At 45.3% G+C, this 12171-nt stretch carries 15 protein-coding genes and 1 pseudogene; 3 read left to right on the top strand and 13 right to left on the bottom strand.

The genetic code is table 11. The features are described from left to right. Positions 1–2 precede the first annotated feature (2 nt). From spoIIIAE to MHB63_15905, 6 genes are all read right to left on the bottom strand, one after another. Positions 3–1172 carry a stage III sporulation protein AE gene (gene spoIIIAE / locus MHB63_15930; protein ID MEK3808009.1) on the bottom strand — a complete coding sequence of 390 codons (1170 nt, stop codon included), beginning with the start codon at positions 1170–1172 and terminating at the stop codon, positions 3–5. Positions 1173–1191: 19 nt separating this feature from the next. Then, positions 1192–1581, bottom strand: coding sequence for a stage III sporulation protein AD (gene spoIIIAD / locus MHB63_15925; protein ID MEK3808008.1), 390 nt, complete (start codon positions 1579–1581; stop codon positions 1192–1194). Between the two features lie 12 nt (positions 1582–1593). Continuing rightward, complete coding sequence (spoIIIAC, locus tag MHB63_15920) at positions 1594–1800, bottom strand: stage III sporulation protein AC (protein ID MEK3808007.1); 207 nt, start codon at positions 1798–1800, stop codon at positions 1594–1596. 21 nt (positions 1801–1821) lie between these two features. Further along, complete coding sequence (spoIIIAB, locus tag MHB63_15915) at positions 1822–2337, bottom strand: stage III sporulation protein SpoIIIAB (GenBank protein MEK3808006.1); 516 nt, start codon at positions 2335–2337, stop codon at positions 1822–1824. Beyond that, a complete protein-coding gene (gene spoIIIAA, locus MHB63_15910) occupies positions 2331–3254 on the bottom strand; it encodes a stage III sporulation protein AA (protein MEK3808005.1) in 924 nt (307 codons plus the stop codon). Before spoIIIAA ends, spoIIIAB begins: the two co-directional genes overlap by 7 nt. A 72-nt stretch (positions 3255–3326) precedes the next feature. After that, positions 3327–3608: a YqhV family protein gene (locus MHB63_15905; GenBank protein ID MEK3808004.1), complete on the bottom strand. Its 282-nt coding sequence runs from the start codon at positions 3606–3608 to the stop codon at positions 3327–3329. A gap of 188 nt (positions 3609–3796) precedes the next feature. On the opposite strand from MHB63_15905, the gene MHB63_15900 reads away from it, so the two are divergent. Beyond that, complete coding sequence (locus MHB63_15900; protein ID MEK3808003.1) at positions 3797–3979, top strand: hypothetical protein; 183 nt, start codon at positions 3797–3799, stop codon at positions 3977–3979. A 195-nt stretch (positions 3980–4174) separates the two neighbouring features. Here the strand turns inward: MHB63_15900 and efp are convergent, their stop codons facing one another. From efp to MHB63_15880, 4 genes are all read right to left on the bottom strand, one after another. Then, positions 4175–4732 (bottom strand): elongation factor P, encoded by a 558-nt coding sequence (gene efp / locus MHB63_15895; protein MEK3808002.1) that lies wholly within the window; start codon positions 4730–4732, stop codon positions 4175–4177. A 48-nt stretch (positions 4733–4780) separates the two neighbouring features. Further along, the gene (locus MHB63_15890) at positions 4781–5845 is read right to left on the bottom strand and encodes a Xaa-Pro peptidase family protein (protein ID MEK3808001.1); all 1065 of its coding nucleotides are present in this window, start codon (positions 5843–5845) and stop codon (positions 4781–4783) included. After that, positions 5832–6287 (bottom strand): type II 3-dehydroquinate dehydratase, encoded by a 456-nt coding sequence (gene aroQ / locus MHB63_15885; GenBank protein ID MEK3808000.1) that lies wholly within the window; start codon positions 6285–6287, stop codon positions 5832–5834. The genes MHB63_15890 and aroQ overlap by 14 nt, the downstream gene beginning before the upstream one ends. Positions 6288–6447: 160 nt before the next feature. Next, positions 6448–6978 carry a YqhR family membrane protein gene (locus tag MHB63_15880; protein ID MEK3807999.1) on the bottom strand — a complete coding sequence of 177 codons (531 nt, stop codon included), beginning with the start codon at positions 6976–6978 and terminating at the stop codon, positions 6448–6450. 250 nt (positions 6979–7228) lie between these two features. Between MHB63_15880 and MHB63_15875 the strand changes: the two genes are divergently transcribed. Both MHB63_15875 and MHB63_15870 read left to right on the top strand, forming a co-directional pair. Then, a complete protein-coding gene (locus tag MHB63_15875) occupies positions 7229–8176 on the top strand; it encodes a DUF1385 domain-containing protein (GenBank protein ID MEK3807998.1) in 948 nt (315 codons plus the stop codon). A gap of 43 nt (positions 8177–8219) precedes the next feature. Further along, positions 8220–8594: an SA1362 family protein gene (locus MHB63_15870; protein MEK3807997.1), complete on the top strand. Its 375-nt coding sequence runs from the start codon at positions 8220–8222 to the stop codon at positions 8592–8594. 18 nt (positions 8595–8612) lie between these two features. Here MHB63_15870 and MHB63_15865 read toward each other — a convergent pair whose 3' ends face one another. The 3 genes and pseudogenes from MHB63_15865 to MHB63_15855 all read right to left on the bottom strand — a co-directional run bounded on the left by MHB63_15865 (position 8613) and on the right by MHB63_15855 (position 11929). Next, positions 8613–9485: a patatin-like phospholipase family protein gene (locus MHB63_15865; protein ID MEK3807996.1), complete on the bottom strand. Its 873-nt coding sequence runs from the start codon at positions 9483–9485 to the stop codon at positions 8613–8615. Between the two features lie 115 nt (positions 9486–9600). Further along, complete coding sequence (gene mntR / locus MHB63_15860; protein ID MEK3807995.1) at positions 9601–10032, bottom strand: transcriptional regulator MntR; 432 nt, start codon at positions 10030–10032, stop codon at positions 9601–9603. A gap of 130 nt (positions 10033–10162) precedes the next feature. Continuing rightward, positions 10163–11929, bottom strand: a pseudogene (locus MHB63_15855) (vitamin B12-dependent ribonucleotide reductase). Between the last annotated feature and the right edge of the window lie 242 nt (positions 11930–12171).

Raw genomic sequence — 12171 nt, 5'->3', positions numbered from 1 at the left:
TCCTAACGAACCATCATGGTTATATTGCCAGCCGCAATAATGACTGTAAGACTGAGGAAAAACATCAGTGACACGATGGCAAGCGCCGCAAAAATATAGATGACACTTTTGCTGATGATATCCAGGCATTTGATGATCGGACCGCCGCCAAGGGGCTGAAGCAGTGCAGCTGTAAATTTATAAATAAAGGCCAGAGTCAGCACTTTTATCGCCGGGAAAGCGGCGATGAACAGCAGAATCGCCACACCGAGAATGCCCACTGTGTTCTTCAGAAGAACAGAAGCGCTGATGACCGTATCGGTTGCATCGGTAAACATCCGCCCGAGGACAGGTATAAAGTTTCCTGTGACAAACTTGGCCGTGCGGATGGCCATCCCGTCAGAAACGGCAGCTGATGCCCCCTGAACGGAAATCACTCCGAGAAATACCGTCAAGAACGTACCAAGCAGCCCGATCCCTATGTTTCTTAAAAGCTGGGCTAGCTGGGTGACTTTATACTGATCTGTGAGCGTGCTGACAATGCTCAGCAAGGCGGAGAGAAACAATAGCGGCAGAACAATTTTCTCAATCAGCACTCCGCTTGTATTCATGAGGAAAAGGATGACCGGGTGAAAAAAGGCGGCTGATATCAGCCCTCCGGAAGCCGCCATCAAAGCGAGAAGAAGCGGAATGAGTGCGAGTATGAAGCTTGACATCGTACGGATCGCTTCAACCGTATATTCAATTGCAATATGAAAGCTGTTCAGAGCGATGATCATTAAAACCATGTAAACGAGAGCATAAGCGACTTTGCTGACTGTGCTCTGACTGAACGCGTCCTGAAGGAGCTGCAGCAGCATGCTGAAGATCGTCAGCATAATCAATGTCCCGAGCAGTTTTCCGTTTGCAATGATTTCATGGAAAATGTAGCTAAGGAAAGCTTTTGACCATTCTTTAAAGGATAATTCTTTCTCGCCGTTTAAAAATTGAAGCAGACTTCCTTTTTGGCTTTCAGGAAGATACCCTCCGTATTCTGTCATAATGTCGTCCCAGAACGTTTTAATTTCCTGGATCCCAAGCTTGTCTATCTGCTGATCAACCAATTCCTGCTGCGGCGGAGGGGGAGAAGCTTGTACAAGTGCCGGAAATGAAAAAAAGAAAAGAAAAAAGACAGCTGCGATTCCCTTTTTAATAACTCTCACCCCTTATCCATCACGCCGGTATCAGGCCGATGATGGTTTCAATTATGACAGTCAGGATCGGAACGGCCATCGCAAGAATAATGATTTTTCCGCCAAGCTCAATTTTCGAAGCAATGGCTCCCTGACCTGCATCCTTTGTAATCTGTGCGCCAAATTCGGCAATATAGGCAATTCCGATAATTTTCAGGATCGTCTCCACATACATCATGTTGATGTTTGCATTGAGCGCAATTTTTTCAATCATGGTGATGATCTGAGCAACGCCGTCAACTAAAAACAGAAATATGACGCAGCCGACAAAAACCACGAGCATGAATGCATATGTGGGCTTTTGTTCTTTTACAATCAGCGCGAGAAAGGTAGCAACTAAACCAAGTCCGACAATCTGGATAATTTCAATGGCTGAGCCCCCCTATCCCTGAAAAAGGAAGACTGATTTAATTTTCTGAAACAAATCTTCCACAATGGAAGCCACCATAAACAGAATATAAATAAAGCCCAGGAGCGTGACCCATTGCGCATACTCTTTTTTGCCCATCTGATCAAGGATTGTGTGAAGAAAAGCGACGACAATTCCGATGCCCGCTATTTGAAAAATGATATTTACATCTACTCCCATTGCATGTAATCCTCCTGACTGCTACATCAATAAAATAACCAGCAATAAACCAGATAAGAATCCGAGGCTTTTCAGCATCTTTTCATAGCGGCTCTGTCTGTCGAGTGCATCTGCTTCCTCTCTTTCAAGATGGGCAAGTGCGAGGCGAATATGTTTCTGCTGCGAGATCAGATCATGCTGGCCGAGTGTTTCGCCAAACTGCTTCATAATCTCGTACTCTCCCTGTTTAAAGGCAGTCATCCTCCACACTTCCTGCATGCTGTTTTCCCAGGCTGCCCTGACGCTTGTATGCCCTGCAGACAGACGCTTTGAAAATACCTCAAAAAACCAGGAAAGCGGCTTTGGCATTTGCTTTGAAAGGGTGGCGGCTGCTTCTTTTAATGGGGTATGTGCATACATAATTTCAGCTTCGAGCGCCTGCAGAGCAACCTTCAGCTGTCTCAGCTGGCGAGGGCGTTCACTGATGTGTTTTGCCGTTTCAAAGCCGGCCCATGTTGTAGCAAGCAGGATAAATACAGCTCCAAGCAGCTTCAGCATAGCGGGACACCTTCTTCCGTTCTGACAATCCGCCCTTGTGCATCAATGACTCTCTGAACCGTTCCGGGGCCGCTCACTCTTGACAGCTCTATGAATCTCTTAAAAACATGATGGTTTAATAGAGGAGCAATAGTCGGCCGCATTTTAATATCCTCAAGAGAGCATCCGTGAACGGATATAAACAGTCCGACACCCGCATGAACAGCCTCAAGAATCGCTTCTGTATCTTCCATTCTCCCCGCCTCATCCACGACGAGAACATCGGGACTCATAGAGCGGATCATCATCATCATGCCTTCTGCTTTCGGACATGCATCAAGCACGTCCACTCTTTCGCCGAACTCGTGCTGGGGGATGCCGTTTATGCATCCTGCAATCTCTGAGCGCTCATCTACAATCCCTACTTTTCTTGATGGAATCTGTCCATGACCTGTACTCATGATTCGTGCAAAGTCGCGGAGCATCGTCGTTTTACCAGTCTGAGGCGGGCCGATAATCATGGTATTCAGCCACTCTCCGCTGTAGCAGCAAGGGATGAACCGGTCAGCAATCCCGCGTTTTTGACGCGCCACACGAATGTTGAAAGACGTGACATTCCGGATGGCTTTTACACGTCCGTTCTCTGTAATGACCCGCCCCGAAAGCCCTACACGATGGCCGCCCTGAATGGTGATAAAGCCGCGTTTAAGCTCTTCTTCAAGTGCGTAGATGCTGTACTGGCTCAATTCGCTCAGAAGAGAAATTCCGTCCTGATGTGTAGCGATGCACGAAAGGAAAACAGGTTTTCCCGCCGCTGTCACTTCAACCCGCTTTGAAATTCTGATGCGAATCTCTTCCATTTGCTGCAGCACATGCGGCGGAAGGTCCAGTATATGCTGTCTGATCGGCTCAGGAAGCATAGCTGTAATCTCATTCACATGGCTTCCTCCTTGCATAGTCTCTTAATACTCCTATGTGTATGCAGGCTTGGACACATTATGACTGTGACCTCATTTATAAACGCCAATTAAGATAAAGGCTACGCCGATTGAGATGAAAATCAGTTTTGCATAAGACAGCTGTTCTGCAATTTGGAAAATGCCGATCGTCATTGTCAAAATAAAAATGACCGGCCCGACAATAGCCAGCATGGAGTTAATCAGTACAGCCTTCCGCACATCATTAAAGACAAGCATCAAAACAGCAGCCGTCATTTCAATGCTTGCAGACAGCAGCCTCAAAAGGGCCATGGATCTGACAGCAGGATCCAGACCGGCAAGAAAATGCTTCATCTTCTTCCTCCCCTATTCTTCTAATCACAAAGCTGCGGATTTTCGCTTGTCCATTCCCAAAAGAACGAAACCGGAGCCCGCAAACGGAGTTATAGTCCAGTCTATGAGAGAAAAAGGCCGTTTAGACAAAAAGAATTCTTGACAGAATTTTCAGATTTTATAATAATAGGTACAAAGGGGGATGTGTCATGGGATTTGGAATAGAAGCTTATGAGGTCTATCACTATTTGCAGTGGGCCATCGGGATTGCCGTATACATACTATTGCCGGCCGCACTTCTTTTCAAAGCGGGGAAAAAAAGAGAGCAGGAGCCGCGTACTTTCCAGGCGCAGACAATGATTGAGGAAGGAACAAAAGCGCAGGCGCCTTGAACAGATCCGATAGGCAGATAAGAATGCGACAGAAAAGTCCAGGCTAGACTTTTAAGGCGGATTTGTTCTGACAGAGGATCTAGTCGCTGAAGCTGCAAGAAGAAAACTTTATAAAAATATACACACCCGAGAATTTTTGATGAATGAATAAACAAAAAAAACTCCATCTGATGAGATGGAGTTTTTTTATGCTGGTTACGCGCGTGACACGTATGAGCTGTCTGTTGTGTTGATAATCAGAACGTCTCCTTCGTTAACGAAGAACGGGACGTTGACGATCAGTCCTGTCTGCACTTTAGCAGGCTTTGTTCCGCCGGAAGCTGTATCACCTTTAATGCCAGGCTCTGTTTCGATAACTTCAAGTTCCACTGTGTTAGGAAGCTCAACACCAAGCGTTTCGCTGCCGAACATCATGATGGATACTTCCATGTTTTCCTTAAGGAATTTAAGTTCATACTCGATTGAAGCTTCAGGCAGTTCCACTTGATCATAAGACTCATTGTCCATGAACACATGCTGGTCGCCATTTGCATAAAGATACTGCATTTTGCGGTTTTCAATTTGAGCTTTTGCTACTTTTTCACCAGCACGGAACGTTTTTTCCTGAACAGCTCCAGTACGGAGGTTGCGCAGTTTAGAGCGTACGAATGCAGCGCCCTTTCCCGGTTTTACATGCTGGAAATCCATAACGCGCCAAATGCCGTTATCTACCTCGATTGTTAAGCCCGTACGAAAATCATTAACTGAAATCATATTTGTTCCTCCTATGTAAATAACACTTTTTAGCCTTCCGGAAGCTTTTTATAAGATAATAAGCTCTTTAGGGGAGTGTGTCAGAGATTCATTGCCGTCTTCCTTAACCACTGTATCGTCCTCGATCCTGACTCCGCCAAGCTTAGGAACATAAATTCCCGGCTCTACTGTAACAATCATGCCCGGCTCAAGAACCGTTTCTGATTTTGCGGATAATGACGGACTTTCGTGAACTTCCATTCCAAGGCCGTGTCCGGTTGAATGGCCAAAATACTCGCCATAGCCGTTCTCTGAAATATAATCCCTTGTCAAAGCATCAGCTTCTTTTCCGGTCATACCTGCTTTAATACCATTCATGCCGCGCAGCTGGGCTTCAAGAACAATGGAATAGATTTTCTTCAGCTCATCACTTGGATTGCCGACTGCAATCGTGCGTGTAATATCTGAACAATATCCTTTGTAGTATGCTCCAAAGTCGAAGGTTACAAAATCGCCCTTTTCAATTTCTTTTTCACTTGCCACACCGTGCGGAAGAGCTGACCTGTGGCCGGATGCGACTATGATATCAAATGATGAAGAAACAGCGCCCTGCTTTCTCATAAAGAATTCAAGTTCGTTTGAAACCTCAATTTCCTTCATGCCGGGCTGTACTACTGTAAGAATATGCTTAAATGCAGCATCGGCGATCTCCGCAGCTTCCTTTAATATCTTAATCTCTGCTGCAGACTTAATCAAGCGTAACTTTTCCACCGCCTCAGACACCGGAACAAACTCAATTCCCTTCAGTTTGGAAGCATAAGCGGAATACGTTGCAAAGGATAAATGATCCTGTTCAAAGCCAAGACGCTTGATTGAAAGCTTTTCTGCCTGTGCAGCCACTTCGTCAAGAATCGGCCCCTTGTGCTGAACAATGTCATAGCCTTCAACCTGCTTGGCTGCCTGCTCTGTATACCTGAAGTCCGTGATAAATACGGCTCCTGACAGAGAAATGAGCGCGACACCCGATGAGCCTGTAAAACCGGTCATGTACCGTCTGTTATAGTCGCTTGCAATAAGAAGTCCGTCAACATCAAGCTCCTTAAGCCTTTTTCTTAATTTCTCAATCTTCAGCATGCTGTTTCTCCCCTATCTTTGTATGTATTGCCTGCAGGGCAAATTGGTACCCCTGAAATCCGAGTCCGACCACCTGTCCGGCAGTGACCGGCGCAGTGACAGACTGATGCCTGAACGGCTCCCGGCTGTGAACATTGGAGATATGCACTTCAATCACAGGAAGAGGAACGCTTGCAATGGCATCTCTCAATGCATAGCTGTAGTGGGTAAACGCCCCCGGATTCAGCACAATGCCATCGTAGTGGCCATCTGATCCATGAATGGCATCAATCAGGTCCCCTTCATGATTGGACTGAAAGCAAGTGACCTGAAACCCCTGCTTTTCAGCAAAAACCATCAGCTCACGCTCAAGATCTGTCAGCGTTTTGCTTCCATAAATATCAGGTTCACGCAACCCAAGGCGATTTAGATTTGGGCCGTTAATTACCATATAGTGTCTCATCTTTCGACCTCCAAGCACTATGAGGACTCTTCTTCATGTGACAGATGTTTTCGTCAAAAACACTCCCTTAAACAAAAGCCGCATGAATAAAAAGCCGACAAAAAATAGAATGTTCATTTTAGAACATTCTACCATACTTCATTGTGCGTTACCTCCATTGTTACGTGGAAGCGCTGCCCTTTTTTTTCGATTGAAGCTCATTTTGTTCAAAGGAAATGGAATACCCGATAAAGACCCCATATAAAATGTATAAACATATCATCGTAACCGTTGTCAGGCGCTCGAGTTCAAAGACTGTTTTGACGTTTGGAAAGATCGGATTCAAGAGGAAAAAGACAAGCGCCCATAAAGCCGCTCCATATATCATGCCGACGAAAATAGACGAAAACCTTTTTAAAACTAAGTAATAGACGAGTGCCGTTCCTACAGAAAGGAATCCGATGACCAATACTCCCGCAAAATTTCCGATCGTGCCGTTTTTCCAGTCACCAAGCAGAAACGGCTGCAGCAGCATGTTCGGACTGATTTCTGTCATGTTCAGCACATAAGCCAAATAGCCGATTAAACTCCAGAAAATACCTCCTGCAAATCCGGTAATCATAGCTCTTGCGATAAACGGGAGACCCTCGCCCTGCTTATCATCCTGTTCATCTTTCATTCCAGCAGAATTAGACTGAAAATCATCTGTCATATGTACACCTCCTTCTCCTAGTATGTACAGTCATCCCGAAAATTGATGCAGAAAATGTCTAACTGGCCGGTAAAAGGATATACTACATACGTACTTTCACATCGAACCTTTCCGGCCTGCATAAAATGAAGAATAAAATACAACTGCCTAGAGGTTTATCCTGTTTTTATGTAGAATATAAACATAACATTCTCTTCCGTTTTGTTTAAAATCCGCTCAAAAAGAGAATAGATAGGTAGGTTGGTGAAAAATGTCAAAGCAGAACAAGCCCGCATATGGCGGGCAAGCAGTAGTAGAGGGCGTCATGTTTGGCGGCAAGCATCACTACGTTACAGCCATCAGACGGAAAAACAAGGAAATTGATTATTTCCGGCTGCCGAGAAAATCAAACAGCACACTGACAGCCCTTAAAAAAATACCATTTATCCGCGGGATCGCAGCAATCATAGAAGCAAGCGCAAATGGTACGAAACATCTCAACTTTTCAACAGACAGGTACGACCTTGATCCAGAAGATGACGAGCAGCTGAACGAGCCGAAAAAAGAATCAAAGCTGACGATGATACTCGGTGTTGCAGCAATCGGGGTTCTGTCCTTTTTATTCGGAAAATTCATCTTTACACTCGTCCCGCTTTTTCTTGCAGAGCTTACAAGACCTGTTTTTGCATCGGATTTGTCACAGATCCTGATTGAAGGTCTTTTCAAACTTATTCTCCTGCTTGCCTATATTTACGCGATATCCTTTACTCCGCTGATCAAGCGTGTATTCCAGTATCACGGGGCAGAGCATAAAGTCATTAACTGTTATGAAAACGGTATGCCGCTCACAGTTGAGAACGTTCAGAGCAACAGCCGCCTTCATTACAGATGCGGAAGCAGCTTCCTTCTTTTCACCGTGATTGTCGGAGTTTTTGTCTACATGCTCGTTCCGACTGAACCGCTTTATGTGCGCGTTCTGAACAGACTGGCCCTAATTCCCGTTGTGATCGGCATTTCATTTGAAGTGCTGCAGTTTACAAACAAGCTGAGAGACGTGCCTGTCCTGAAATGGCTTGGGTACCCGGGCTTATGCCTTCAGCTTTTAACCACAAAAGAGCCTGACAACGAACAGACCGAAGTCGCAATTGCAAGCTTCAATGAAATGCTCCGCCTGGAAAAAGAAACAGAAGAAGGTATAAAAACAGAACAAATTGTATAAGCTAAAACTTCATTAACTCATTTTCATCTTGGGAGGTGGACTCATGAAAAATCGAATGAATCCATTTGTGATGATTGTGTTAGCTCTGGGAGGAATCGGGTTTTTAGTGACTCTCATCAGCAGGCCTGGCTTCCTCTTCAGAGAAATGCTCGTGTTTGCTGCTGTTCTAGCCATCATCTATTTTGTTGTCCGTTACTTTACAAAACAAAGAATGGGAAAAGATTCTTCCTCTTATTCCAAAGCTGCTAAACAGTCCAAAAGGCGTTTCAGCGACCGCAATCAGAGCAGCTCCCATTTGAAAAGTGTGTCGGCTCCAAAAAAGAGCAGCAAAACAAGCGCTCTTAAAAAGAAGCAGGCTTCACACCTGACCGTGATTGAAGGCAGAAAAGGCAAAAAGAAAAGCAGGGCTTTTTTCTGACCTGCTTTTCTTTTCGCCTTAATAAGTCCACCGTTTGAGAAACTGTTCCGTCCGGCTTCTTCCTAGCTCAATCAGAGCTAGTTTTTTTTGTTCTGAGAGATCAAATTCTGTCGTGAGAATGCTTTCTACCGGAAGAAAAATGATGTTTCTCTCATGCCTGCTTGATATATGCCTGGCATCATGGGCATCTTTCATCGTTTCAAACAGCGCTCCGTACATTTCAATCGCATTTTTAATCTGATTCCTCGGCCTTTCTTCATCTCTCGGACTGAGCTTGATTCCAATTACAGGCCTCGCCTTTTCCTTGAAAAGCCAGATTGGAAAGTTACTTAAAACTCCCCCGTCTACCACTATGTTCGTCCCTTCAGCACTCGTCAGCTTAACAGGCTCAAAGAAATACGGAAGACTGCAGCTCATCAGCACAGCGCGGGCAACTGAAAACCGCTCGGGAACAAGTCCGTACCTGGGGAGATCATCAGGCAGCACAATAATCCTGCCGTTTGTAAGATCAGAGGCTACAATTTTTAAAGATCCGGGCCTCAAATCACCAAAGGTGGAAACTCCCCTTTCCTTCAGCCTGGCTGCGATCCATTCCTCAAGCTTCCCGCCTTTGTACAGACCGAGGCGCCAATAGAGGTTAAGCCATTTCATCAATTTAAATGGAAGAATGGAAGGGTTTTTCTCAAGAAACTTTCCAAGCTCCATATCGTCCATCATTCGGATAATTTCATCACTTTTGTATCCTGCTGCGATAAAGGATGCCACAATCGAACCCGCGCTTGTGCCTGCCACTCTTACAAACTGCAGCCCTCGCTGTTCAATTGCCTGATAGGCTCCAATCAGCGCAAACCCTTTTATGCCGCCGCCAGAGAAGACACCATCAATGTACACAGAAGCTCCTCCCCTCTTCTCCTATCCTATCCTTATAGTGTAAGATGAAGGCCGAGGAAATAGACCTTTTCCAATTTTGCGCAAGAAAAAAACGAAAGCAGCTGCTTTCGTTTTTTCAGGACTCATTATCCTGTTCATTTTGTTTTTGTATTGCACGCAGGGTATCTACACGCGCTTCATCACTTTCAAAAAATTGCACGAGATCTCCAATACGGTCAATGGCATTCCAGCTGAGGTGATGCTCAATGCCTTCAACATCGTTGTAAATCTTTTCTTCATCCACGCCGATCAAACGCATGAACTGCTCAAGCAGCTCGTGACGGTAGACAAGGCGCTTTCCGATCTTCTTGCCCTTAGGCGTCAAAATAAGTCCACGGTATTTTTCGTATATGAGATATTCATCTTTGTCTAGTTTTTGGACCATCTTTGTCACTGAGGAGGGATGAACGGATAATGCTTCCGCGATATCTGAAACACGGGCATATCCTTTTTCTTCTATTAAAATGTAGATTTGTTCAATATAATCTTCCATACTTGGTGTTGGCATGCGGTCCCCTCCAAAAAAACGTTCAAAACATAGGAAATCATTACAAGTGTACACTAGTTTGCAGGTCATGACAAGAAAGCTTGCGGGAGAAGCACAAGAAAAGAGCCGGATGTCCCGGCTCTTCCGTTTCTTATAATCCGCACTTCAGCTGTGCACCGCAGCTTGTGCATGTGTTGCAACCGCCAATGTCTTCAACTGTACCTTCGCGGCATACAGGGCATGTATTGCCCACTTCGTTTCCGATTGTTACATTTGTCGAGCGCAAAGCCTGGATTGTATCCACAAGAACAACTTTGCCTTTTTCTTTCGGTGCTTCTTCTGTTTCAGAGAAGGTATTCTCCTCCGCTTTTAATGTAAGGACCTGAGTGTCCCGGCTTCCGTCAACGTAGACTGTTCCGCCTTTTGCTCCGCCTTTATATAGACGCTCATACACTTTTTGGACCTGGTCCACCGTATATCCTCTAGGAGCGTTAACCGTTTTGCTGATTGAACTGTCAATCCAGCGCTGGATGACGCATTGTGCATCTGCATGCGCTTCTGCACTCAGTTCCATAGCTGAGATAAACCATTCCGGAAGATTCTCCGGATCTGCATCAGGATTTTTATCCAGATACTCCTGTACGATATCTGCTTTTACTTCAATGAATTTGCCAAGTCTTCCGCTTCTGTAGTAAGAGAAGGAGAAGTATGGTTCAAGTCCGGTTGAAACCCCGACCATTGTTCCAGTGGATCCCGTGGGAGCAACAGTCAGCAAGTGTGAATTGCGGATACCGTATTCTTTGATATCTTCCCGGATATCAGTCGGCATTTTGCTCATAAAGCCGGTCTCAGTAAATGCTTGGCGCAGTCTGTTCGTTTCTTCAGCCGTTTCGCCAGTCAAGAACGGGAAGCTGCCTTTTTCTTTTGCAAGCTCTACAGATGCTTTATAAGCAGTGACAGCGATTGTTTCAAAGACTTTGTCAATCAGCTCGTTGCCTTCTTCAGAACCGTACTGTGTTTCACAGTAGATCAGAAGGTCGTGAAGTCCCATAACACCAAGACCTACACGGCGTTCGCCTAGTGCCTGTTTTTTATTTTCGTCAAGAAAGTACGGTGTTGCATCGATTACGTTATCCTGCATGCGGACACCGACTTCAACCGTTCTTTTCAGTTTTTCGAAATTAACTGTTTTCGTTTCTTTGTCTGCCATTTCTGCAAGATTTACGGCAGCAAGGTTGCAGACAGAATATGGTGCGAGAGGCTGTTCCCCGCAAGGATTCGTTGCAACGACCTTCTGTCCATACGCTTTAGCGTTTGTCATGTCATTGGCGTTATCAATGAAGAAAATGCCCGGCTCTGCAGAGTATGTCGCGCAGATGTTGATCAGGTTCCAAAGTTCTTTCGCCTTGATCGTACGGTACGTGCGCACTTTGTAGCCGAGTTTTTCCCACTCGCGTACATCACCGTGGTTATGCCAGTCTTCATTATAAGCCTTCATTTCCTCTGCATTGTAGCTTTCAACATCAGGGAAGCGCAGGTCGTAATCGGCATCCTTTTCAACAGCATCCATGAAATCCTTTGTCAGCGTGACAGAGATGTTGGCTCCTGTAAGGAATTCGGAATTGTGAACTGTATAAGTTCCGCCGACTGCAAGCTTCACTTCAGCGTCTTTAATGATTTTCTCGTTAAATCCGCCGTAGCCCGGAATCTGCTTGTAATTGACGATGCTCTGATACATGGCTTCTTCGTCCTGTGTAAGCGGCTTGAACTTCAGCTTTTCCTGGGCGTATTTCTTAATTGTTTCATCATTTGTATTTTCAATCAGGTAACGCAGGATACGGGGATTCTGCATTTTGGAAATAATGAATTCAATAATGTCAGGATGCCAGTCGGCAAGCATGATCATTTGTGCGCCACGCAAGTTGTTACTCCTCCATTAAGAGGGGTCAGGTCATTTCTGCCTGACTCTCATGCTTTCACATGAGATCGGACTCTATCATCAAAATCAGTCGTATGATTTTGTCTCGTGCCCCGGATACTAAATCCGGTTTACTCGCACCATCTTACAGGTGCTTTCAATAGTCTCTGAACGTTCATCTCCGTTTCCAAAGATGCTTCGCTGCTGATTGCCCATTGTGTCATCTTTTTCATTTTCAGGCC

The sequence above is a fragment of the Bacillus sp. FSL H8-0547 genome (assembly GCA_038002745.1).
Taxonomy (GTDB): domain Bacteria; phylum Bacillota; class Bacilli; order Bacillales; family Bacillaceae; genus Bacillus_P.
The sequence above is the reverse complement of the archived record's forward strand: the minus strand, read 5'-3'. Positions and strand labels throughout refer to the sequence as shown.